This window comes from Stenotrophomonas maltophilia (genome assembly GCF_004920835.1).
In the GTDB taxonomy this organism is placed as follows: domain Bacteria; phylum Pseudomonadota; class Gammaproteobacteria; order Xanthomonadales; family Xanthomonadaceae; genus Stenotrophomonas; species Stenotrophomonas maltophilia_AQ.
Genome location: NZ_QFHO01000004.1, coordinates 47,916 through 71,159 on the forward strand (window position 1 = coordinate 47,916; position 23,244 = coordinate 71,159).

The 23,244-nt window shown below is 66.1% G+C and carries 22 protein-coding genes; 13 read left to right on the forward strand and 9 right to left on the reverse strand.

All coding sequences use genetic code 11. The features are described 5' to 3' along the window. Positions 1-328 precede the first annotated feature (328 nt). The 6 genes from DI041_RS04580 to DI041_RS04605 are packed head-to-tail and all read left to right on the forward strand — an operon-like array spanning position 329 to position 6,251. A complete protein-coding gene (locus DI041_RS04580; protein ID WP_136639154.1) occupies positions 329-3,157 on the forward strand; it encodes a monovalent cation/H+ antiporter subunit A in 2,829 nt (942 codons plus the stop codon). Next, complete coding sequence (locus tag DI041_RS04585) at positions 3,157-3,549, forward strand: Na+/H+ antiporter subunit C (protein WP_046984823.1); 393 nt, start codon at positions 3,157-3,159, stop codon at positions 3,547-3,549. The genes DI041_RS04580 and DI041_RS04585 overlap by 1 nt, the downstream gene beginning before the upstream one ends. Next, positions 3,546-5,081: a monovalent cation/H+ antiporter subunit D gene (locus tag DI041_RS04590; RefSeq protein WP_046984824.1), complete on the forward strand. Its 1,536-nt coding sequence runs from the start codon at positions 3,546-3,548 to the stop codon at positions 5,079-5,081. The genes DI041_RS04585 and DI041_RS04590 overlap by 4 nt, the downstream gene beginning before the upstream one ends. After that, complete coding sequence (locus DI041_RS04595) at positions 5,078-5,584, forward strand: Na+/H+ antiporter subunit E (protein WP_006399169.1); 507 nt, start codon at positions 5,078-5,080, stop codon at positions 5,582-5,584. Before DI041_RS04590 ends, DI041_RS04595 begins: the two co-directional genes overlap by 4 nt. After that, positions 5,581-5,865 (forward strand): K+/H+ antiporter subunit F, encoded by a 285-nt coding sequence (locus DI041_RS04600; protein ID WP_006399171.1) that lies wholly within the window; start codon positions 5,581-5,583, stop codon positions 5,863-5,865. Before DI041_RS04595 ends, DI041_RS04600 begins: the two co-directional genes overlap by 4 nt. Next, positions 5,862-6,251: a Na+/H+ antiporter subunit G gene (locus DI041_RS04605; protein ID WP_046984826.1), complete on the forward strand. Its 390-nt coding sequence runs from the start codon at positions 5,862-5,864 to the stop codon at positions 6,249-6,251. Before DI041_RS04600 ends, DI041_RS04605 begins: the two co-directional genes overlap by 4 nt. Before the next feature lie 143 nt (positions 6,252-6,394). Here the strand turns inward: DI041_RS04605 and DI041_RS04610 are convergent, their stop codons facing one another. Together DI041_RS04610 and DI041_RS04615 are read right to left on the reverse strand one after the other, a co-directional pair. Next, a complete protein-coding gene (locus DI041_RS04610; RefSeq protein WP_136639153.1) occupies positions 6,395-7,360 on the reverse strand; it encodes a sodium:calcium antiporter in 966 nt (321 codons plus the stop codon). A gap of 73 nt (positions 7,361-7,433) precedes the next feature. Beyond that, positions 7,434-8,087 carry a hypothetical protein gene (locus tag DI041_RS04615; protein WP_136639152.1) on the reverse strand — a complete coding sequence of 218 codons (654 nt, stop codon included), beginning with the start codon at positions 8,085-8,087 and terminating at the stop codon, positions 7,434-7,436. Positions 8,088-8,212: 125 nt separating this feature from the next. Between DI041_RS04615 and DI041_RS04620 the strand changes: the two genes are divergently transcribed. Further along, positions 8,213-8,740, forward strand: a complete 528-nt coding sequence (locus tag DI041_RS04620) for a hypothetical protein (protein ID WP_046984829.1) — start codon at positions 8,213-8,215, stop codon at positions 8,738-8,740. An 81-nt stretch (positions 8,741-8,821) separates the two neighbouring features. Here DI041_RS04620 and hmgA read toward each other — a convergent pair whose 3' ends face one another. Next, a complete protein-coding gene (gene hmgA, locus DI041_RS04625) occupies positions 8,822-10,129 on the reverse strand; it encodes a homogentisate 1,2-dioxygenase (protein WP_136639151.1) in 1,308 nt (435 codons plus the stop codon). 102 nt (positions 10,130-10,231) lie between these two features. Further along, complete coding sequence (gene hppD / locus DI041_RS04630) at positions 10,232-11,344, reverse strand: 4-hydroxyphenylpyruvate dioxygenase (RefSeq protein WP_211195207.1); 1,113 nt, start codon at positions 11,342-11,344, stop codon at positions 10,232-10,234. Between the two features lie 66 nt (positions 11,345-11,410). Between hppD and DI041_RS04635 the strand changes: the two genes are divergently transcribed. Next, entirely contained in the window at positions 11,411-11,968 is a 558-nt protein-coding gene (locus DI041_RS04635; protein ID WP_081307605.1) for a MarR family winged helix-turn-helix transcriptional regulator, read from the forward strand. A gap of 88 nt (positions 11,969-12,056) precedes the next feature. Here the strand turns inward: DI041_RS04635 and DI041_RS04640 are convergent, their stop codons facing one another. From DI041_RS04640 to DI041_RS04655, 4 genes are all read right to left on the reverse strand, one after another. Continuing rightward, positions 12,057-13,196: a hypothetical protein gene (locus DI041_RS04640; RefSeq protein WP_136639150.1), complete on the reverse strand. Its 1,140-nt coding sequence runs from the start codon at positions 13,194-13,196 to the stop codon at positions 12,057-12,059. A 222-nt stretch (positions 13,197-13,418) separates the two neighbouring features. Beyond that, the gene (locus DI041_RS04645; RefSeq protein WP_136639149.1) at positions 13,419-14,018 is read right to left on the reverse strand and encodes a thioredoxin family protein; all 600 of its coding nucleotides are present in this window, start codon (positions 14,016-14,018) and stop codon (positions 13,419-13,421) included. A 19-nt stretch (positions 14,019-14,037) separates the two neighbouring features. After that, positions 14,038-15,537 (reverse strand): peptide MFS transporter, encoded by a 1,500-nt coding sequence (locus DI041_RS04650; protein WP_136639148.1) that lies wholly within the window; start codon positions 15,535-15,537, stop codon positions 14,038-14,040. A gap of 180 nt (positions 15,538-15,717) precedes the next feature. After that, positions 15,718-16,593, reverse strand: a complete 876-nt coding sequence (locus tag DI041_RS04655) for a tryptophan 2,3-dioxygenase (RefSeq protein ID WP_136639147.1) — start codon at positions 16,591-16,593, stop codon at positions 15,718-15,720. Positions 16,594-16,928: 335 nt separating this feature from the next. Between DI041_RS04655 and pdhA the strand changes: the two genes are divergently transcribed. Genes pdhA through DI041_RS04675 form a run of 4 tightly spaced genes read left to right on the forward strand, consistent with a single transcriptional unit; the run spans position 16,929 to position 20,817 of the window. Then, positions 16,929-18,011 (forward strand): pyruvate dehydrogenase (acetyl-transferring) E1 component subunit alpha, encoded by a 1,083-nt coding sequence (pdhA, locus tag DI041_RS04660; protein WP_046984835.1) that lies wholly within the window; start codon positions 16,929-16,931, stop codon positions 18,009-18,011. Continuing rightward, the gene (locus tag DI041_RS04665; protein ID WP_006474353.1) at positions 18,004-19,071 is read left to right on the forward strand and encodes an alpha-ketoacid dehydrogenase subunit beta; all 1,068 of its coding nucleotides are present in this window, start codon (positions 18,004-18,006) and stop codon (positions 19,069-19,071) included. Before pdhA ends, DI041_RS04665 begins: the two co-directional genes overlap by 8 nt. A 1-nt stretch (position 19,072) precedes the next feature. Next, complete coding sequence (locus DI041_RS04670) at positions 19,073-19,426, forward strand: SH3 domain-containing protein (RefSeq protein ID WP_012512332.1); 354 nt, start codon at positions 19,073-19,075, stop codon at positions 19,424-19,426. Then, positions 19,423-20,817, forward strand: coding sequence for a dihydrolipoamide acetyltransferase family protein (locus DI041_RS04675; protein ID WP_136639146.1), 1,395 nt, complete (start codon positions 19,423-19,425; stop codon positions 20,815-20,817). Before DI041_RS04670 ends, DI041_RS04675 begins: the two co-directional genes overlap by 4 nt. Before the next feature lie 163 nt (positions 20,818-20,980). On the opposite strand, the gene DI041_RS04680 is transcribed toward DI041_RS04675, so the two are convergent. Beyond that, positions 20,981-21,367: a VOC family protein gene (locus DI041_RS04680; RefSeq protein ID WP_136639145.1), complete on the reverse strand. Its 387-nt coding sequence runs from the start codon at positions 21,365-21,367 to the stop codon at positions 20,981-20,983. Between the two features lie 353 nt (positions 21,368-21,720). Here DI041_RS04680 and DI041_RS04685 point away from each other — a divergent pair, with 353 nt between their 5' ends. Continuing rightward, the gene (locus tag DI041_RS04685; RefSeq protein WP_046984838.1) at positions 21,721-23,193 is read left to right on the forward strand and encodes a S1 family peptidase; all 1,473 of its coding nucleotides are present in this window, start codon (positions 21,721-21,723) and stop codon (positions 23,191-23,193) included. The last annotated feature ends 51 nt before the right edge of the window (positions 23,194-23,244 follow it).

The following is a 23,244-nucleotide window of genomic DNA, read 5'->3' on the forward strand; positions in this document are numbered from 1 at the left end:
CCACGACCGACAAGGGCTGTTGTTTCCTGAACGGGCAGATTCCGTCACCCGTAGTCCACGGCGGCCCTGCCAGCCTGCGCCGGTGACCCGCCCCCCACCTCCCGCCCGTCGACGGCAGCCCCTGTGCGACAGGGCCTGCGGTCTCCCTGCGTGGGCGTAGGGTGATCCCCGAGGGCAGCCAGGGAGCGACTGCAGGAACGTGATGTTGCGCCGCAGAAAAAATGAATCAGCGAACGTTACATGCAATTGATCGCTGTTCGATGGGTTTCGGCGACATTTCGCAGCCTGTTATCCTCCCTGACCTGCTCGTGAATCATGGATTCCCTGCATGCTCCCCAGCCTGCCCCTGCTGCTGGCCCTGCCGTTCCTGATGGCAGTGGCTGTTGCGGCCTTCCCCCGTAGTTCGCGCTCGACTGCTGCCTGGCTGGCGGCGCTGGCGCCGTTGGGCGGGCTGGCCATCCTCGCCTGGCTGACCCCATCGGTGCTCGACGGCCAGGTGGTGCGGACGATGGTCCCCTGGCTGCCGCAGATCGGCCTGGATTTCACCCTGCGCCTGGATGGGCTGGCCTGGATGTTCGCCGGGTTGGTGCTTGGCATCGGCGCGCTGGTGGTGCTGTATGCGCGCTATTACCTGAGCAGCCAGGACAACGCACACCGCTTCTACATCTACCTGCTGCTGTTCATGGGCGCCATGCTGGGCATGGTGGTGTCGGGCAACCTGCTGTTGCTGATGGTTTTCTGGGAAATGACCAGCATCAGCTCGTTCCTGCTGATCGGCTTCTGGTCGCACCGCCAGGACGCCCGCGAGGGCGCGCGCATGGCGCTGGTGATCACTGGCGGCGGCGGCCTGGCCCTGCTCGGCGGCGTGCTGCTGATCGGCCGCATCGTCGGTAGTTTCGACCTGGACGTGGTGCTGGCCGCCGGCGAGCAGATCCGCGCCAGCGCGCTGTACCCGTACGCGCTGTTCCTGGTGCTGGCCGGCATCTTCACCAAGAGCGCGCAGTTCCCGTTCCACTTCTGGCTGCCGCACGCAATGGCCGCGCCGACCCCGGTCTCGGCCTACCTGCACTCGGCCACCATGGTGAAGGCCGGCGTGTTCCTGCTGGCGCGCCTGCATCCGGCATTGGCCGGCAGCGATCTGTTCTTCTATACGGTCAGTGGCATCGGCGCGCTGACCCTGCTGGTCGGTGCCTGGAACGCGATCTTCCAGCATGACCTGAAGGGCCTGCTGGCCTACTCCACCATTTCCCATCTGGGTCTGATCACCCTGCTGTTCGGCCTGTCCACGCCGATGGCGGTGGTGGCCGGCGTGTTCCATATCCTCAACCACGCCACCTTCAAGGCCTCGCTGTTCATGGCCGCCGGCATCATCGACCACGAAACCGGCACCCGTGACATGCGCAAGCTGGGCGGGCTGCACAGGCTGATGCCGTTCACCAGCGCGCTGGCGATCATCGCCTCGCTGGCAATGGCCGGCATTCCGCTGCTCAACGGCTTCCTGTCCAAGGAAATGCTGTTCGCCGAGGCGATCAGCGCAGGCGGCACCCAGGCCATGCGCACGGCGGTGTCGATCGCCGCGCTGCTGGCCGGCGTGTTCGGCGTGGCCTACAGCCTGCGCTTCGTGCATGACACCTTCTTCGGCCCCGGCCCGCACGATCTGGACCGCGTACCGCACGAGCCGCCGCGCTGGATGAAGGTGCCGGTGGAGATCCTGGTAGTGATCTGCGTGGCGGTGGGCGTGGCCCCGGCATTGACCGTGGCGCCGGTGCTGCACGCCGCTGCGGCCTCGATCCTCGGCAATGCCATGCCCGAATACAGCCTGGCGGTGTGGCATGGCTTCAACCTGCCGCTGGCGATGAGCGCGATCGGCGTGGTCGGTGGCGTGGCGCTGTACTTCGGCCTGCGCAGGCTGATCAACCTGCACGGGGTGACCAATACCAGCCCCGGCCGCAACGTGTTCCACCGCCAGCTGGATCTGCTCTCAGCCGCAGCACAGCGCCTGACCAACGGCATCGCCAACGGCAGCCTGCAGCGCATGCTGCTGGGCCTGGTGCTGGTGGCGATCGTGGTCGCCGCCGCGCCGTTCGTGGCCAATCCGGCCTCGCCGAACTGGACCGCGCCGCAGCCGATCCCGTTGCTGGGCTGGGCGCTGTGGCTGGTGATGATGGCCTGTGCGGTTGCCACCCTGCGCGTCTACAAGCAACGCCTGCTGGCGGTGCTGCTGGTCGGCGGCGTCGGCCTGATGGTGGCGCTGACCTTCGTGTTCCTGTCCGCACCGGACCTAGCGCTGACCCAGCTGCTGGTGGAGATGGTGACCCTGGTGTTGATGCTGCTGGGCATGAACTACCTGCCCGCGCAGTCCGGGCCGGAGCGCCCGCGCTGGCGCAAGCGCCGCGATGCGGTGATCGCGATCATCGCCGGTGCCGGCCTGGGTGCGCTCGCCTACACCGCGATGACCCTGCCGCCGAACACCATGGCTGGCGAGCTGCTCGCCCGCGCCCTGCCCGAGGCCTACGGCCAGAACGTGGTCAACGTGATCCTGGTCGACTTCCGCGGCTTCGATACCTTCGGCGAGATCACCGTGTTCGGCATTGCCGCGCTGGTGGTGCACGCACTGCTGCGACGCACGCGGATGGCACCGGAGCAGATCATGCCCGGCCCGCCGATCAAGCTGCCGGTGCCGGCCGACCTGGCCCAGATCATGTTCCCGCTGACCCTGACCGTGTCGATCTTCCTGTTCCTGCGCGGCCACAACGCACCCGGCGGCGGTTTCATCGCCGGCCTGGTGCTGGCCGTGCCGCTGCTGATCCAGTACGTGATCCAGGGCACCGCATCGGTGGAATCGCGCTTCGGCTTCGACTACATCCGTTGCATCGGCATGGGCCTGCTGATCGCCATCCTCAGCGGCAGCGCGTCGATGCTGTTCGGCGTGCCGTTCCTGACCAGCGGCCACCTCGACCTGCACCTTCCGCTGATCGGCGAGGTACCGCTGGCCAGCGCGATCGGCTTCGATATCGGCGTGTACCTGGTGGTGTTCGGTGGCGCGATGCTGATGCTGTCGATGATGGCCACCGTGAAACCCTCTCGTACCCGCACCGCTCGCAAGGGCGAGATCGACCTGCAACGCCGCTCGGCACGTACCGGGGAGATGCACTGATGGAACTGGCCCTGGCCTCCGCGATCGGCGTGCTGACCGCTATCGGCATCTACCTGCTGCTGCGCGCGCGCAGCTTCGATGTGATCCTCGGCATGACCTTCCTGTCCTACGCCACCAACCTGCTGATCTTCGCCGGTGGCCGTGTGGTGCTGGGCAAGGCGCCAGTGCTGCAGGAGGGCGTGGACAGCAACCTCGGCAACTACACCGATCCGCTGCCACAGGCGCTGGTGCTCACCGCCATCGTCATTGCCTTCGCGATGACCGCAGTGAGCATCGTGCTGGCCATGCGCAGCCGCAGCGACAACCACAGCGACCACGTGGACGCTCACGAGCCGGATGACGACCTGCAGGATGAGGGTGTGCCGCCGCGCCAGGGCGAGGACCGCGCATGAACCACCTGGTGATCCTGCCGATCCTGGTTCCCCTGCTCGGTGCCGCGCTGTCGCTGTTCGTCGAGCACCGCCGTTATGGCCCGAAGGTACAGCGCGCTGTGGCCTGGACTTCGCTGTCGGCGCTGGCGCTGGTGGTGGGCCTGTTGTTCGCCACCACCGCCAGTGGCGATATCAGCGTCTACCTGCTCGGCGACTGGCCGTCGCGCCTGGGCATCGCGCTGGTCGCCGACCGGCTGTCGGCGTGGATGCTGCTGACCACCCTGCTGCTGGCCATTCCCTGCCTGCTGCATGCCTGCTCGGGCTGGGACCGCCGCGCACCGCACTTCCATGCGCTGTTCCAGTTCCAGCTGGTCGGCCTCAACGGTGCGTTCCTGACTGGCGACATCTTCAACCTGTTCGTGTTCTTCGAGGTGATGCTGATCGCCTCCTACGGCCTGCTGCTCAGTGGCGGCCGCGGCCTGCGCATGCGCATCGGCCTGCACTACGTGGTGTTCAACGTCACCGCTTCGACGTTGTTCCTGATCGCGCTGGGCCTGCTGTACGCCTCGCTGGGCTCATTGAACATGGCCGAGCTGTCGCAGCGCATCGCCGAGGTGCCGCCGGCACAGCTGACCCTGGTGAAGGCGACGATGGGCCTGTTGCTGCTGGTGTTCTGCGCCAAGGCCGCACTGATGCCGCTGTACCTGTGGCTGCCTGAAGCCTATTCGCGCGCGCCGGCCGCAGTGGCCGCACTGTTTGCGATCATGACCAAGGTCGGCCTGTATGCGGTGCTGCGCATCCAGATGCTGTGGTTCGGCGACGATGCCGGTGCGATGGCCGGCTATGGCCGCGACTGGCTCCTGTGGGCCGGCGTGGCGACACTGGTGCTCGGTGGCCTCGGTGCGCTGGCCGCGACCCGCCTGCGCGTGCTGATCTCCTACCTGGTGATCGTCTCGGCCGCCACGCTGTTCATCGCCTTCTCGGTGGGCACGCCGCAAGTACTTTCGGCCGGCCTGTACTACCTGCCGCACAGCAGCTTCGTCGCCGCCGCGCTGTTCCTGATCGCCGACCTGATCCGCCGCCGCCGTGGTGGCGCCAGCGACCGCAAGGAAGTGGTGGCGCCGATGCCGGGCAAGGAGACGCCGGCGGTGCTGTTCCTGATCGCCGCGGTGTCGGTGGCTGGCCTGCCGCCGCTGTCCGGCTTCCTGGCCAAGGCCGCGCTGCTGGCCGGCATGCCGGCGCAGTACACCGGCCCGGTCTGGACCGCGGTTCTTGTCAGCAGCCTGCTGGTGATCATGGGCCTGACCCGCGGTGGCATCCGCCTGTTCTGGCGCGTGCCGCCGGTCGATCCGGAAGCGCCGCCGCCGCGCAAGGCACGGCTGCGCCGGGTCGAGCTGTACGCCGCCTGCATCCTGCTGGCCTATGGCATCGGCATGACCCTGGCCGCCGCGCCGCTGATGCGCTACACCGACGCCACCGCCGCACAGCTGCTGCAGCCCGGCGAGTACGTGCAGCAGCTGCGCGCGACCGCACCGGAGATCCGCCAGCCATGACCGCCCAGCGCTCACTGTTCCGCCGCATCATTCCCTCACCGATGCTCAGCATCATGGTGGTGGCGTTCTGGCTGCTGATGTCCGACAGCTTCACCGTCGGCCAGACCGTGCTCGGCCTGGTGCTGGGCGTGGTGGTGCCACTGTTCGCCGCGCGCCTGGACCGCGAGTTCGCCCGCATCGGTACCCTGCGCCCGCTGCCCAAGCTGCTGTGCGTGACCCTGTGGGACATCCTGATGTCCAACATCCGCGTCGCCCTGCAGGTGCTGGGCCCGGAGAAGAACATCCATCCGGGCTTCATCTGGCTGCCGTTGGACATCGCCAACATCCACGGCATCGCCGCGCTGACCAGCATGATCACGCTGACCCCGGGCACGGTCTCGGCCGCGCTCAGCGAAGACCGCAGGTTCCTGCTGGTGCATGTGCTGCACCTGGAGGATCCGCAGGCGCTGATCGATACGATCAAACGACGTTACGAAGCCCCGTTGATGGAGATTTTCCCATGACTGGATTCCAGATCATCCAGACCACGCTGGTGGTGTGCATGCACGTGGTCGGCCTGGCCATGCTGCTGGCCACCTGGCGCCTGCTGCGCGGACCGACCGTGCCCGACCGCATCCTTGCGCTGGATACGCTGTCGGTGACCGCCATCGCCGAGCTGATGCTGTTCGGCATGTACCTGAACTCCGCGATCTACTTCGAGGCTGCCCTGGTCATCGCCATGCTCGGCTTCGGCAGCACCGTGGTGCTGAGCAAGTTCGTGCTGCGCCGGGACATCGTCGAATGATCACCGCGATCCAGGTCGGCCTGTCGATCCTGCTGCTGTTCGGCTGCTTCTTCATCCTGGTCGGTGCGCTGGGCCTGGTGAAGCTGTCCACGTTCTTCAAGCGCCTGCACGCGCCGACCAAGGCCAGCACGCTGGGCGTGGGCTGCGTGCTGGTGTGCTCGGTGTGCTACCACATCTTCCTCGGCCAGGACCCGCAGCCGCGCGAGCTGCTGATCACCGTGTTCCTGTTCATCACCGCACCGATCAGCGCGCACATGATGGCCAAGGCCGCGCTGTCGCTGCTGATGGAAACCCGCCCCAGCCTGCCCGGCAACGAACCGGCTGCCGAAGAGCAGCTGCCGCCGCCGGAGCCGGTGCGGGAAGAAGAGCACGCGCAGAACCGGTAACCCCGGTAGATGCCGACCTTGGTCGGCACTTTGTTGCTGCGAGTGCCAACCAAGGTTGGCAGCTACCGCATCATTGGCGGGGTGACCGGTAGGTGCCGACCTTGGTCGGCACGGAACCAACCGCATCCACGCATGGTGTGGCTCTACAACCCGGGTGCACCCACCAGCAGCAACTCCAGCACGAACCAGCCAACAAACGCGACCAGCAGGATCACGCCTTCGCCACGGCTGATCTTCAGGTCGCCACGCAACATCGGGTACAGCACCAGCGCGAAGGCCAGCAGCGCCGGCAGCTCCAGGCGCACGAACGAGGCCGGCAGCGCCAGCGGCTGCAGGACCGCCATCGCACCGATCACCAGCAGCAGGTTGACCACGCTGGAGCCCAGCACGTGGCCCATCACCATGTCGCCATGGCCACGGCGTGCCGCAGCGATCGCGGTTGCCACCTCCGGCAGCGCGGTACCGATCGCGACCGGCAGCAGACCGACCAGCAGCGGCGTCCACCCCAGTGCAACACCGAAGTCCGCCGCCGCACCGACCACCAGGCGGGCGCCCCAGTACAGCGCCAGCGCCGCGATCACCACGCGCAGCACGTTCAACGGCAGGCTGGTACGGCTCAACGCGGACTCGGCGATCACCGCCTGCACCTCGGCGCTCTCGCTGCGGCCACGACGCAGCAGCACCACCTGCAAGATGATGAAACCGGCCACCAGCACGCCGCCTTCCCAGCGCGCCAGGCCACCATCAAGACCGAACAGGATCAGCACCACGCCCGCCGCCAGCAGCGACCACCACAGTACCGTCTGCAATCGCGCGCGCAGCAGCAGCGGCGCAGCCATCGCAGCGACGGCCAGGGTCAGGCCCAGGTTGACGATGCTGCTGCCCACCGCGTTGCCCAGCGCCAGCTCCGGCTGGCCGACCGCCAGCGCGCGTGCGTTGACCGCCAGTTCCGGCAGCGAAGTGTTCACCCCGAGCAGCAACAGGCCAGCCGTGAACGGACTGGCGCCGAAGCGTTGCGCCAGGCCGGACACGGCCTTGACGATGGAGTCCCCGCCCAGCGCCAGCAGCAGCAGGCCGAGCAGGAACCAGGCAATTGCAATGGCGATCATCGAGCACTCCCCCAGCGGTCGTGGCGCGATTCTACGCTTGGCCCGCGCGCAAGGCTGGGCCGTGGATCAAGGATCAGCCACAGCCTTCCACATAATCGACCTGCGGGGTCTGGCCCACCCGCCACGCGCCGACCCGGCCGTCCGCACCGAGTGCGAAGTCGACCACCGCACCGCCCTCCTGCGCCGGCCGCACGCGCAGGTGCTGGGCCTTCTCGTCGTACTTGTCGGGGACGACGTCACCGCGCTCGGGATACAGCACCTGCAACTCGCCCAGGGTCATGCCGACCTTGCCGCCGCCCGGTGCGATGACCGCAGCATTGTGCACGTCATAGCGCACCAGCTTGCGGCCTTCGATCATCAGGCGCGGATCTTCGGCATTCTGCGGACGCAGGAAATAGCAGCCATCGTTGTTGTCGTCGACCGGCAGCGGTTTGCCGGCAGCATCGCTGCCCACGCCCCGCAGCGGCGCGCCGAAGCCGCTGCGGACCTCGGCGATGGCTGCACCGAGCTTCGCGCCGGCGTAGCCGTCCAGGTGTGCTGGGCTGTCGCTGCGGAGATCATTGGCCGGGCGCGCGGCCAGATCGGGATCGGCGGACTGTGCGGGCCCGGTCGCCGACGCGGTTTCGGCTGGGGTGTCGCTGCCACTGCCGGCCGCCCCCTGTTTGTCCTGGCCGCCGCAGGCGGTGAGCGAAAGCAGCAACAGACCAGCAATCGGGAGGTGCTTCATCGGTGCGGTTCCCTGGCACGAAGGTGGCTGCACGCTAGCGCAGCACATGTGCAGGTGCTGCATTGTCATCGCCGTTTCATGGCCTTCGTTCAGGCTCGGCGTGCACCGACTTGGCCGTCCCCTCCATGCAACCGCGTAAGACCGATCTCGCCCGAACCGCGCTGCAGGCCCACCGCGCGCCGCTGGACATGCGCCAGAGGCGGCTGCTGATCCTGTGCGACGGCCAGCGCAGCATCACCGACTTGACCGGCCTGCTTGGCCCGGAGGCTCCGGCGATGGTCATCCAGCTGGTGCAGGCGGGCTATCTGAGCACAGGGCCGGCCGCAGCGACGCCCGCCCCCTCCCCCGAAGCCGCTGCCATCTTGCCAGCGCAGGCTGCGGTGCCTGCGACACCGGTCGAACGCCGCCGCTCGCTGGTGGCCGCGCGCATCTACGTGCTGGGCATCCTGGAGATGCAGCGCCACCCGCAGGCCGCTGCGGTGTTCCGCGACCTGCAGCAGGCGCGTGCGGAAGACGAAGTGCTGCAGCGGCTGCAGTCAGCGCTGCAGGTGCTGCCCGCGCTGACCTCGGACGGCTACTGCCAGCGCGTACGCCAGCGCCTGCTGGAAGCGCTGCCGCTGGAGCATTGCGACGCGTTCGCCGAGATGGCGTAACCGCAGGTTCCGACGGCAATCATCCACGCATGGCGTGGATGCGATCAGGATCCGTGCCGACCAAGGTCGGCACCCACCAAGCTAGCGGGACGACCGGAAGTTGTTGCGCAGGCCGTTCCAGCACTGCTGGTAATCACCCTGCCGATGGCCGGCAGCCAAGGCCTGCGCGGTCGGGCGGATCACCGCGCGGGTCTCGAACATGAAGGCCATGGTGTCCTTGATCACGTCCGGCTTGGACAGGTCTGCGTTGGAGGCCTTGTCGAAGGTCGGCGCATCCGGGCCGTGGCCGCTCATGCAGTTGTGCAGCGACGCGCCGCCGGGCACGAAGCCTTCGGCCTTGGCGTCGTAGGCGCCATGCACCAGGCCCATGAACTCGCTGGCGATGTTGCGGTGGAACCACGGCGGGCGGAACGTGTTCTGCGCCACCAGCCAGCGCGGCGGGAAGATCGCGAAGTCCATGTTGCTGGTCCCCGGCGTGTCGCTGGGCGAATGCAGCACCAGGAAGATCGACGGGTCCGGATGGTCATGGCTGATCGAGCCGATGGTGTTGAAGCGGCGCAGGTCGTAGCGGTACGGCGCGTAATTGCCGTGCCAGGCCACCACGTCCAGCGGCGAATGGTCGATCGGCGCGCGCCACAGGCGGCCTTCGAACTTGGCGATCAGTTCGAAATCACCATCGATATCCTCGAACGCCGCGTGCGGGGTCTCGAAGTCGCGCGGGTTGGCCAGGCCGTTGGAGCCGATCGGGCCGAGGTCAGGCAGCTTCAGCAGCGCACCGTAGTTCTCGCAGATGTAGCCGCGGCTCGGGCCATCGGGCAGTTCGACGCGGAACCGCACGCCACGCGGAATCACCGCGATCTGCTGCGGTTCGATCTCGATCACGCCCAGTTCGGTCAGCAGGCGCAGCGCGCCCAGCTGCGGCACGATCAGCAGTTCGCCATCGGCATCGTAGAAGTAGCGGCCAACCATGTCGCGGTTGGCGGCGTAGAGGTGGATGCCCACACCGGCATGCGCGTCGGGCGAGCCGCTGCCACCCATCGTGTACAGGCCTTCGACGAAGTCGGTCGGCAGTTCCGGCAGCGGCAGCGGGCTCCAGCGCAGCTGGTTCGGCGACGCCGGCTGCGCAGCGAAATCGCACTGCAGCTGGGACTGCGCGAACGGGGTGAACTCACCATGGGTGACCGCCGGGCGGATCCGGTACAGCCAGCTGCGGCGGTTGCTGCCGCGCGGCGCGGTGAAGGCGGTGCCGGTCAACTGTTCGGCGTACAGGCCGTGGGCCACCTTCTGCGGCGAGTTCTGCCCGACCGGCAGCGCGCCGGCGACGGCCTCGGTGGCGAATTCGTTGCCGAAGCCGGACTGGTAGCCGCGGGCGGTGATGGTGGGGGACATGGTGGCTCCTGGAACGGCGATGCCGGAACGGATAGCAGCCGAGCATGGCTCGGCTCTACAGATGAGCAGCCGCCGGACGTGGCCCGGCGCTACCGATGAACGTTACAGCACGCCGCGGCGGATCTGGTCGCGCTCGATGCTTTCGAACAGCGCGGTGAAGTTGCCTTCGCCAAAGCCTTCGTTGCCCTTGCGCTGGATGATCTCGAAGAAGATCGGGCCGATGCAGTTCTGGGTGAAGATCTGCAGCAGCTTGCGCTGGTGGGTTTCCGGATCGGCATCGATCAGGATCTTGTTCTTCGCCAGGCGCGCCACGTCTTCACCGTGGTTCGGCACGCGCTGGTCGATCACGTCGAAGTAGGTCTCCGGCGTATCGAGGAAGTCCACGCCCTGCGCGCGCATCGCTTCGACGGTCTCGTAGATGTTCTCGGTGAAGCAGGCGATGTGCTGGATGCCCTCTCCCTTGTAAGCGTCCAGGTACTCGTTGATCTGGCTCTTCGGGTCGGACGATTCGTTCAGCGGGATGCGCACGATGCCGTCCGGCGCGGTCATCGCCTTGGACACCAGGCCGGTCTTCAAGCCCTTGATGTCGAAGTAGCGGATCTCGCGGAAATTGAACAGACGCTCGTAGTAGTCCGACCACTGCTGCATGTTGCCGAAGTACAGGTTGTGGGTCAGGTGGTCGATGAAGGTCAGGCCGAAGCCCACCGGGTGCAGGTCGGCACCGGCGATCAACTCATAGTCGCCGTCGAAGATGCTGCCGGCGCTGCCATAGCGGTCGACCAGGTACAGCATGCAGTCGCCGATGCCCTTGATGACCGGGGCATTGACCGCCTTGCTGTCCGGCTTGAAGGCGATGGCTTCGGCGCCGTTGCCCAGCGCGGTCTGGTAGACCTCCTGGCCCGGCTTCTTGAAGCGGATGGCGAAGCCGCAGGCACACGGACCGTGCTTTTCGGCGAAGTCGGCGGCGAACGAATCGGGGTCTTCATTGACCAGGAAGTTGACGTCACCCTGGCGATAGACGGTAATCGGACGCTGCTTGTGCTTGAGCACCGCGCTGAAGCCCATCTTCCGGAAGTACTCGTGCAGCTCCTGGCCACGGCCGGCCGGGGCGGCGAATTCGACGAACTCGAAGCCGTCGATGCCCATCGGGTTCTCGAAGGTGGTGACCTGCATGCCGGGGTTGGGATGCGAGGCGGTCGGGACTGCGGTATTCATGGCGTGGCTCCGAATCGGTACCGCATCGGTACAAACCAGGTGCGGGCAGGTAGGGACCCGGCGAGAATGCAGGGTCTGGACCTACCCCTTATAGTTACACTTGAAACCACCAGCAAGGTGCACCGCAACATGAGCCCCGCCGATCCCGTTTCGACCCGCCTGCGTTCCTCGCACGTCCTGCTCGACCTGGAACAGTTCCTGCCTTACCGGCTGAGCGTGCTGTCCAACCGGGTCAGCGGCAACATCGCCAAGCTATACGGCGATCGTTACGGTCTGGCGATCCCCGAATGGCGGGTGATCACCATCCTGGCGCTGTACCCGGGTTCCTCGGCCAGCGAGGTCTCCGACCGCACGGCGATGGACAAGGTGGCGGTCAGCCGCGCCGTGGCCCGCCTGCTGGAGCGTGGCTTCATCAAGCGCGAGACCCATGGCGACGACCGCCGTCGCTCGGTGCTGGCGCTGTCGGCAGCCGGCTTCGAGGTGTACGAGACCATTGCGCCGATGGTGATCGAGATCACCCGCAAGCTGATGTCGGTGCTGAGCGAGGAGGAGGAGCAGGTGCTGGAGAAGCTGATCCTGCGCCTGGCCGGCGACGGCCTGGAGCGGATGGGCGAAGGGGTCTGAAAGAAAAAGGGGACGGAGGGGATCAAGTCGTTTTGGGCACAACTGTGCTGATTGCGGCTTTATCCCCTCTGTCCCTTTTTTCCGCGCCTCAGCTCAGATGCTTGCGGCGTGCATGGATCCACGGCACGGCCAGCGCGGCGATGGCACCACCTGCAAAACCGAGTGACGCAGCAACCGTGGCCGCTTCGACCGCCCCTGGCAGCGCCAGTGCCGCAGCCACCAAGAGCAGCGACGGCAGGCCGACGAAGGTGCCGAGGAAGAAGTGCCAGCGCGGCGACCAGGTGTTGAGCTGCAGCAGGCTGACCGGCTGCCAGGCGTCGGATGCGGCGTCCTCGGCGATCTTCGCTACCGCCTTGCCCAGGTCTACTTCCGGCAGCGCGCGCCCCTGCCGTGCGGTCGCCAGCAGCTCGGCCACGGCCTCCACCGGCGGAAAGCTGGACGGCCACGCCACCGGCGCCGGCACGCCGTAGGCGGTCATCAGCGGCACGCTCAGCCACGGCGCCACCAACGGGCGCATGCGGCGTCGGCCATGCACGCACCAGATCTGTGGCTGGCCATGGGCGGTGACGCTGTACAGCGCCAGCTCACCCGCTGGCGGGTAGCCAAGCATGGTCACCCGCGCCGCCAGGCTGTCCTGGCCCATCGCGCGCAGGAATCCAGGACGGCTGCGTCCCTCCTGCATCCACGCCAGGCCGAGTGCACCCACCAGATACGCCTCGGCCACGTCCTTGCTGCCGGCAGTGGCGCGCTCATCACTGGCCAGGTACCAGGCCAGCGATTTCGGTTCGGAGACATCGTCCAGGCCCCAGCGGCTGTCATCGCCCAGCACGTGGCGCACCGGCAGGCGCGCCGGCGCGGTTTCGCCACGTTCGCCCGGCTGCAGGAACGGCAGTACGCCCTGGATGAAGGTGGACAGTTCGATGGCCCGCACGCCATGGCCCTGCCATTCCGGCGGCAGCAACCCGGCCAGCTGGCCTTCGGCAGCCAGCGCATCCAGCCGCGCTTTCTGCTCGACCAGCCTTTGCACCGCCCCCTTCAGCACCACGTTGTCGGGCAGCGCGATCTGCGGCAGGCGGTGGCGCGGTGGTGTCAGTTCAACGGTGTTCTCGCCGGTACCATCGTCATCGAGCAGCACTTCCTGCGCCGGCAGGCTCACGCCCTCATCTGCTCCGCTCTCGGCCAATGCGCTGGCAGGTTCGGGCAATCGTTCGGCGTGGTCGCTGTGCATGGGCGTTCCGGTAGGTTGCATCGACGGGACGTCGACTGAAGTCCTTGCCGGTAACGGCGTGCACGCAGTGAAATTGAGACACCGATTCGGAGAGTGTGACGGCGCGCGCAATAGATCCACGCCATGCGTGGATGCACGTCTGTGCCGACCAACGGTTGGCACCCACCAGAGCCTGCTGACCAGCAGGTGGCACCCAGCCAGGTTGCCGGCCAGCGGCCGGCACTACCGGTCAGGTGCCCACTGCTTGAGGAAGGCGCTCACTCGGGCAGGCTGGAAAGCTTCGCCCCTGCGCAGCTCACCAGTCGCCTGCGATACCAGCAGTCCACCATCGGCATCGAGCACCAGCAGGTACGGGTAGTCGCGTTCCATCATCGGGAACTGGGCAAAAAAGGCGGTGTTGGGCTGTTCGTCACTGGCGTTGATCTTCACCCACACGTAGTGGGCATCGCGGAAGCGGCGCAGGTCGCCGTTGCCTTCCACCAGTTCGTCCAGCGCATGGCAGCGCTCGCAGGCGGCGTTGCCGACCTCGAGCAGGATGCGCTTCTTGCCGCGCTGGGCTTCCACCTTGGCGGTGGCCAGGTCATTGGCCGGGTCGCGGGCCGGGTCGAACTGTGCACCGAGCCCGGCGATGGCGGCGATGTCCGCCGCCACCGGGGTGTTGCCCGAGGCCACCGGTTCGCTGGGGTCAGCGACCGGTGGCTCGGTGGGTCGGGTATCCAGGGGCTGCGTAGGCTCGGCGGCTGCAGGCGGTTGCGGTTGGGAACAGGCGCCGATCAGCGCCGCACAGACCACCGCTACCGCAGTACCGAGCTTGCTACGCATGCCTTCTACCCTCTCATCATTACTTGACGCCGTGCATCAGCTTGTTGATCAGCGGGGCGACCAGGAACAGCACCACGCCAGAGCCGATCAGAGCCCAGAACCCGAAGGTATACCCCTTCAGTGCCGACTCGACCGTCATGCCGCCTTCACCACTGACAACGCCGGCGAAGATGCCCGACAGGTTGTTGCCGATGCCGGTGGACAGGAACCAGCCACCCATGCCGAAGCCGACCAAGCGCACCGGAGCCAGCTTGGTCACCATCGACAGGCCGATCGGCGACAGGCACAGCTCACCGACGGACTGGATGACGTAGACCATGAACAGGGTCCAGAACGGGATCTTGCCGTCCACCACCATCTGCGACAGGGCGTACATCAGCAGGGCGAAGGCGGCGCCGTTGAACAGCAGGCCCAGGCCGAACTTGCGCGGAATCGACGGATTGGCGCGGCCCAGGGCCACCCAGATCCAGGCGATGATCGGCGCCAGGGTGATGATGGCCACCGAGTTGACCGACTGGAACCAGGCGGTCGGGAAGGTCCAGTCGCCCATCTGGCGGTTGACGATGTTCTCGGCCAGGAAGGTGAACGAGCTGCCGGCCTGTTCGAAGAACATCCAGAACATCACGTTGAAGGCGAAGATGATCAGCATGGCGATCACGCGGTCGCGCTGCACCTTGCCCTCGCGGATGCCCTCGACCAGCAGCAGCACGGCCAGTGCGGCGAACATCACGCCCAGGATCCAGGCCAGCGCGGTGGCGCCGGTGGCCAGCAGGAAGTAGGCCACCGGAATGGCGAACAGCGAGCCCACCAGCACCATGACGACACGGCCGAAGCCTTCAGCGCCAGCCGGCGGAGCACCGATGCCCTTCAGGCCGGCGCGCCCGATGTAGAACCACACCAGCGAGATCAGCATGCCCACGCCCGAGGCGATGAACACGACCTTGTAGGACGGCATTTCCGAGGTGCCGAAGACCTTGCGGGCCAGGTACTCGGTCAGCACCGGGGCGATCATCGCGCCGATGTTGATGCCCATGTAGAAGATGGTGAAGCCCGAATCGCGACGCTCATCCTTCAGGCCGTACAGCTTGCCGACCATGGTCGAGATGTTCGGCTTGAACATGCCGTTGCCGACGATGATCGTGGCCAGGCCGAGCTTGAACAGATGCTCTTCCGGCAACGAGATCATGAACAGGCCGGCGGCCATGATCACCGCACCGGTCAGGATCGAGCGCTGGTACCCCAGCACCCGGTCGGCCACGTAGCCACCGAAGATCGCCGCGGCGTACACCAGCGCCAGGTAGGCACCGTAGATGCGGCTGGCGTCGGCTTCACCGGCGGCACTGCCATCACGGAACTGGGCGACGATGTACAGCACCAAGGCCCAGCGGATGCCGTAGAACGCAAAGCGTTCCCAGAACTCGGTCATGAACAGCATCCACAACGGGCGCGGGTGGCCCATCATGGTCTTGAAGTCCGGCACGGCCGGCTCTGGGGTGTTCGCAGTGGCGTTCAAGCTCATGCGGATTTCCTGGTTCGGTGGATGACGAGCACGTCCGATGTGCAGTGGAGCAACGCGCGAGGATCACCGACTTCTGGCGTTCACGTCAAATACACGCCGTTTGAGGCAGGTGCCGGCCTGCTCGCTGAACTTGCATCTGAAACGATCCAGCCGCCGGCCGGGAACCAAGCTGAATGGGAGTCAGGCCAGATCGGCCGGGGGTGCGGCCTGCAGGCTGGTGCGCACCTGGAACAGTTCGGGGAAAAAGGTCAGATCCAGCGCCTTGGCCAGGAAACCGACACCGGACGAGCCGCCCGTGCCGCGCTTGAAGCCGATCACCCGCATCACCGTACGCATGTGGCGGAAGCGCCAGAGCTGGAAGGCGGTCTCCAGGTCCACCAGGTCCTCGCACAGCGAATACTCGCGCCAGTAGCGATCGGTGTCCTGGTAGATGCGTTCGAAGACCGGCTGCAGTGCGTCATCGGCCACATGCGGCTGGGTCCAGTCGTGGGCCTCGTACACCGCCGGGACGGCGTGGCCGAAACGGGTCAGGTACTTCAGGAATTCCTCGTACAGGCTCGGCGCTTCCAGTGCGGTGCGCAGCTGCGCCTGGCCAGCCGGGTCGTGCTCGAACACCTGCAGCATCTGCGCGTTCTTGTTGCCCAGCAGGAACTCGATGTAACGGTACTGCAGCGACTGGAAGCCCGAGGACGGGCCCAGCACGTCGCGGAAGCCCATGTACTCGGACGGGGTCAGCGTTTCCAGCACCGACCACTGCTCGGTCAGCTGGCGCAGCACCTGCTTGCTGCGCGCCAGCACCTTGCGGCACTGCCAGACTTCATCACGCTGCAGGAAGCCGATCGCGGCACGCAGTTCGTGGCCGAGCAGCTTCAGCCACAGCTCCGAGGTCTGGTGCTGGATGATGAAGAGCATCTCGTCGTGGTGCGGCGGGTTGGACAACGGCTGCTGCGCGCTGAGCAGCTGGTCCAGCCGCAGGTAGCCGCCATAGGTCAGCCGCCCCTGCAGATCGGTGTGGATGCCAGCTTCGAGATCGCGTTGGTTGTTGTCGACGGACATGGGCGGGACCAGATCGGGGGCGGCAAGGGTAGCGCGTTGCCGCCATGCTGGCAGCCGCCGCGTCCATACCGGGGCGTCCGGGGGCCCGTGGAGCATCCCCCGATATGGGGGCTGCGCGTGGAACCGTTCGGGCCGTTGCACGGGCAGTCAGCCAGAGGCGTATTCTGATGCTTTGCAGCAACGACTGAATACGTTGTTGTTATTGGCCCCCCACCCGCCGGCAGGGGTAAAACAGGGCATCGCCGTGTTGCGCCGCAGGAAGGCTATTCCGTACGCGTTCCTTAACATGGCGATTCATATCATTTGTAACTTCTCTGTCGAAGGTGCAGTACGCAATGACGGTTGCCGCTGAATTCAAGATCGAATACCTGCAGTACCTGGACGTGGACGGCACGCTCGTCCGCGATGACCTGCCCGCGTCGCTGCGCGACCCCAAGGTCCTGGTACCGCTGTTCAAGCAGATGCTGTTCGTACGTACGTTCGACAGCAAATCCATCGCGCTGCAGCGCACCGGCAAGCTCGGCACCTATGCCGCCTGCCTGGGCCATGAAGCCGCGCACGTGGGTATCGGCGCTGCGATGCAGAAGGACGACGTGTTCGCGCCTTCGTACCGCGAGTATGGCGCGATGTTCATGCGTGGCGTGCGCCCGCACGACGTGCTGATGTACTGGGGCGGCGACGAACGCGGCAACGACTACGGCGGCAACGCGGCCAAGGACTTCCCGTTCTGCGTGCCGATTTCCACCCAGTGCCTGCATGCCGCAGGCGCCGCGCTGAAGTTCAAGCTCAACAAGGAACCGCAGATCGCGGTGGCCGTGTGTGGCGACGGCGGCAGCTCCAAGACCGACTTCTACGCGGCACTGAATTCGGCGGGCGCTTACAAGCTGCCGCTGATCCTGTGCATCGTCAACAATGGCTGGGCCATCTCGGTCCCGCGTTCGGCCCAGACCGGTGCCGAAACGCTGGCACAGAAGGGCCTGGCCGGCGGCCTGCACTGCCTGCAGGTGGACGGCAACGACCTGATCGCAGTGCTGGCGGCGATGGAGCAGGCGCGCGAACGTGCGCTGGCCGGCGACGGTGGCACCGTGCTGGAACTGATGACCTACCGCCTGTCTGACCACACCACCGCCGATGACGCGCGCCGCTACCGCGACGACGCCGAAGTGAAGGATGCCTGGCAGCGCGAACCGATGCTGCGCCTGCGCAAGTACCTGATCAACGCCGGCGTCTGGAGCGAGGAAGAGGAAACCGCTTGGGTCGCCGAGTGCGGCACGCGCGTGGACGAGGAAGTGAACCTGTACCTCAACACGCCGGTGCAGCCGGTCGAGGCGATGTTCGATTTCCTCTACGCCGATCCGCCGCAGGACCTGCTGGCCCAGCGTGCCCAGGCGATCGCCCTGGAGAAGCGCCATGGATGAGATCAAGAACGGCGCGCCCGGCGCGCACACCAACGCCGCCGACAGCGCCGCCGTCGCGCGCGGAGAACAGAGCATGACCACCACCCCCATCACCCTGATCGAAGCCATCACCCAGGCACTGGCCTGGGAGCTGGAGCACGACCCGTCGGTGCTGGTGCTGGGCGAGGACGTGGGCGTCAACGGCGGCGTGTTCCGCGCCACCGCCGGCCTGCAGCAGCGCTTCGGCTCCGAGCGCATCCTCGACACCCCGCTGGATGAAACCACCATCGCCGGCCTGACCATCGGTCTGGCGGCACAGGGCATGAAGCCGGTGGCCGAAGCGCAGTTCGACGGTTTCATGTACCCGATGGTCGACCATATCGTCTGCCACGCCGCACGCCTGCGTTACCGCACGCGTGGCCGCCTGCACTGCCCGATGGTGCTGCGCGTGCCGTGGGGCGGTGGTATCCGCGCACCGGAACATCACAGCGAAGCCAATGAGGCGATCTTCACCAACGTGCCGGGCCTGCGCGTGGTGCTGCCGTCGTCGCCGCAGCGTGCCTATGGCCTGCTGCTGGCCGCGATCCGCGAGCCGGATCCGGTGATCTACATGGAGCCCAAGCGCATCTACCGCCAGTACAAGGAAGTGGTCGTCAACGACGGCGAAGCCTTGCCACTGGACGTCTGCTTCGTGCTGCGCGATGGCACCGACGTGACCCTGGTGACCTGGGGCGCGCAGGTGAAGGAAGCGCTGGAAGCGGCCGACAAGCTGGCCGGCGAAGGTATCAGTGCCGAAGTCATCGACGTGGCCACGCTGCGTCCGCTGGACTTCGCCACCATCGCCGAATCGGTGGCCAAGACCGGCCGCTGCGTGATCGTGCAGGAGGCCCCGAAGACCGCGGGCTTCGGCGCCGAGATCGCCGCGCGCCTGGCCGAGGAATCGATCTACGACCTGCTGGCCCCGGTCGAGCGCGTCACTGGCTACGACACCCACATTCCGCTGTTCCGCCTGGAAATGAAGTACCTGCCGAGCGTTGAGCGGATCGTGGCTGCGGCCAAGCGCGCGGTGGCGGCCGGCTGACATGCGGGCCCGCCTTCTGGGGGCTTACCGCAGCCAGTATCCCAACCCGCTCCGGTTCCGCACCGGCCAGATCGTCGAAGTAGGTGTCCGTGACGAGGAATGGCCGGCGTTTGCCTGGGTACGCACCAACGATGGGCGCGCTGGATGGGCGCCCATCGCCTGGTTGCAGCTGCTGGACGAGGGTCGCGCCGAAGCGCTGTGCGACTACGACGCCCGCGAGCTGGATGTGGAAAGCGGCGAGATGGTGAAGCTTCATCACGAACACGGCGGGTGGTGGTGGTCCGAGCGCGCCAATGGCGCGACGGGTTGGCTGCCGGCCCGCGAACTGGAACTGCTGGAAGAGAACTGCAAATGAGCCAGACCAAGAACTTCAACCTGCCCGACCTGGGCGAAGGCCTGCCGGACGCGACCATCGTCGAGTGGTTCGTCAAGGAAGGCGATGTGATCAAGCTGGACGAGCCGCTGGTCTCGATGGAGACCGCCAAGGCCGTCGTCGAAGTACCGTCGCCGTTCTCCGGCAAGGTGCTGAAGCTGTCCGGCGCTGCCGGCGACATCATCCCGACCGGCTCGGTGCTGGCCAGCTTCGAGCTGGACCCCAACCTGCCGCAGCGCGCCGATGGCCAGGACACCGGCCACAGCCACGGTCATGCCACACCTGCCGCAGCACCGACCCCGACCCCGCCACCGCTGCCGGCCGCTGCCGCACCGGTGGCCGCCGAAGCCGCCAAGCCCGCCGCCGCCGAGCGTGATGACGCCGGCACCGTGGTCGGCGCGATGCAGAGCTCCAACGCCGTGCACGCCGAGCAGGCGCTGGCCGTCGGTGGCGTCAAGGCCGTACCGGCCGTGCGTGCCACCGCGCGCAAGCTGGGCGTGGACCTGTCCCGCGTACGCGCCACCGGCGCCGATGGCGCGGTGACCATGGCCGACGTCAAGCAGGCAGCTGCGGATGGCAGCGCAAAGATCGGTGCCGCTCCGGCTCCAGCCGCTGCTGCCGCCTATGCCACGCCGGCCCCGGCGCAGGTGTCTGCCCCGGTGCAGAGCGAAGCGCGCACCCCGCTGTCTGCTGCCGGCAAGCCGATGCGTACCCAGCCGCCGGGCGTGGTCGCCAAGGGCCAGCCGGAACCGCTGAAGGGCGTGCGCCGCAACATGGCGCGCGTGATGGCCGATGCGCACAGCAAGGTCGTGCCGACCACGCTGAACGACGACGCCGACATCCACGCCTGGCTGCCGGGCAACGACGTCACCGCGCGCCTGGTGCGTTCGATCGTGGTCGCCGCACAGAAGGTGCCGGCGATGAACGCCTGGTTCGACGGTGAAGCGCTGACCCGCACCCTGCACGCCCAGGTCGACATCGGCATTGCCGTGGACACCGACGACGGCCTGTTCGTGCCGGCGCTGCGCAATGCCGACATGCTCGATGCACGCGGCATCCGTGAAGGCGTCAACCGCCTGCGCGAGCAGGTCGAATCGCGTTCGATCGCCGCCTCGGAACTGAGCGGCTACACCATCTCGCTGTCCAACTTCGGCATGTTCGCCGGCCGCTACGCGACCCCGGTCGTGGTACCGCCGTGCGTGGCCATCGTCGGCGCCGGCCGTGCCCGCCACCAGATGACCCCGGTGATGGGCGGCGTGGAAGCGCACAAGGTGATCCCGCTGTCGGTCACCTTCGACCACCGCGCGGCCACGGGTGGTGAAGCGGCCCGCTTCCTGCGCGCGATGATGGACGATCTGGCGCTGGCCAGCTGATCGGTAGGTGCCAACCTTGGTTGGCACATGTGTTGAAAGAACGCTGGGCACTGCCCGGCGTTTTTTTGTGCCTGCTGGATCGCGCGCCATCCACGCATGGCGTGGATCTACTGAACGACCTGTCGCTGCGGTGGGCTCGCCGTTGTTCTGCGTCAGGGGAGGATCAATCGCGCGCGACCATGCCCTCGGCGCGGCTGTAGACACGCAGCCGGTGACCATCGGGGTCGACCCCGACGAAGGTGTGGCCGAATTCCAGCGTCACCGGCGCCTGCGCGATCTGCACACCGAGTGCGCGCCAGGCATCGTGCAACTGCCGCACTTCATCAGGATTGGCCACCACCATCGCCAGTTCGGCGGCACCGGCCTGCGCAGACACAGGTGGCTGCACGTCATCGCGCTGCCACAGGCCGAGTGCGGCGCCATCGCCGAGCAGGAACAGGGCAAAGCCGGGTGACTGTTCGACCGGTGCCGTGCCGAGGATGCCGCTGTAGAACGTGGCGCTGGTGGCAACGTCGCGCACGTACTGCAGCAGGGTGCTGGGCGTGAACATGGGAAAGCTCCGTTGTTGGGAGCGATCATGGTGGTACGGCCCTGCTGACAGATTCTGTCAGTAGATCAAGCAGATGAAATCGGCCAGGTAGAGTCGATCGTCGTTCGAACATCTCGCGTATTGCGGGCACTTCCGCCACCGGATGGAAAGGCAGGCGACCCACTGTGATCTCGCGATATATCGCAAAGCCAAGTCATGATGGGAGCTGTCGTCGGCGATGAACCTTCGCTCTTTTGGAGCCCCCCGGACCAATCAAAGGGAGACGCAGTTACCAGTTGCAACAGACAGAAGTGATTTAGAGTCAAATGCAGATGGAACGCCGCTTCACGTAATACACATGAAAAGGAAAGTTCATGACCACAATACGCAGATATCTCCCGTTGTTGGCAGCCATCCTCACCGCCTCTCCCGCCCTTGCGGACGACGCCCCCAAGGATGTAGCAATACAGCACTACGCGGAAACCATGCACGTAGGCACGTTCGAAGCCGCGCAACGAATGGATGCGGAACGGGCCGCCGGTAAACTCAGCGCACGGCTTCAGAGGGAGAAGCCGGAGACGTTCGCCGGCCTTTACATCGAGCACTCCCCTGAATTCAGGATCGTGGTGAGGTTCACCGGCGATGCCTCACGCCAACTTTCTGCTTACACCAAGGACCGCCTCTACGTCGCAGAAGCCGCGCCACGTTCTCTCGAGCTTCTCCGCGCCACCCAAGAGGAGGTGTCCGATCAGCTCGTCAAGGCGGGCATTGAGTTTGCAGCCACGGTAGACATAAAGAGCTCTATCGTCGAGGTATATGTACGCGATCCCGATGCCGTACGCGCCAGACTTTCCAAACTTCTCTCTGTCGCCGACTTCATCCGCATAAAAGAGACCACAGGTTTCATAGAGCCAACAAACACTGTAGCGGGCGGGCGGCGACTGGAAGGCTACCAGCAGCAGCTCTGCACAGCCGGCTTCAACGTGGTCGAAACTGCAACTCGCGAACTAGGCTTGGCCACTGCGGGTCACTGTGACAATGACAACTATCAGCGCAATCCAACCGCTCGCATTCTGTTCAAGAGTGAACGCAACAAAGGATCTTACGACGTTCAGTGGGGTGCACAGCAGCGTGGCGGCGTCATCTTCTCCCAGTCGAACGAAATCATTGTCGATGGGGAAAAACTGGCGATAACCGATGAGGCATCACTGGCCGACATGACACCAGGCACAACGGTCTGCAAGTTCGGCGTAACGACCGGTCGCACATGCGGATCCATCAAAGACGCAGAGTTCGCAGCCAACTGGAATGGGGAAGCTGGCACCTACGTCCAAGTCGTCAGCCTTGATGGAACCGTGATGAACAAAGGCGGCGATAGTGGTGGGCCCGTCTATGCCGGCAACTCGGCCTACGGCCTTGTTCATGGCAGGGGAAACGATGGCTCTCCTTGGGAGAATGACCTTTTCTTCATGCCCATAGAGAGAATGTCCACCCTGGGCGTCGCTACCCTGACGAAGCCATTTCAGCTGGACAGCGTTCCGAACGTGTCTGGAACAGGCGCCAGTGTTACTGCCACGATGAACTTCAGTGGGTATCCGAGGTTTCCGGTATACATCAACCTCGAGATCGTGACGTGTCCCGCCAGATGGATCTGCTACGGGGGCCGCGCTAAAGTCGATAAGAACATCCCATCCCCCATCACCTTCACTTGGGGTTGTACACCCAGTAAACCTGGTGAACCTCAAGTTTCGAGAGTCAGGACATTCTTGGAAGATGCGTCGGGCCTCGTAACCCAGGCCATAGAGTCGACGATTACCTGTACCACCCCGGCCTCCCCCGGCACATAGCCCACCAGCTGTGTAAGCCCACCGCATTGATGCACAGCGCCATTCCTCGTT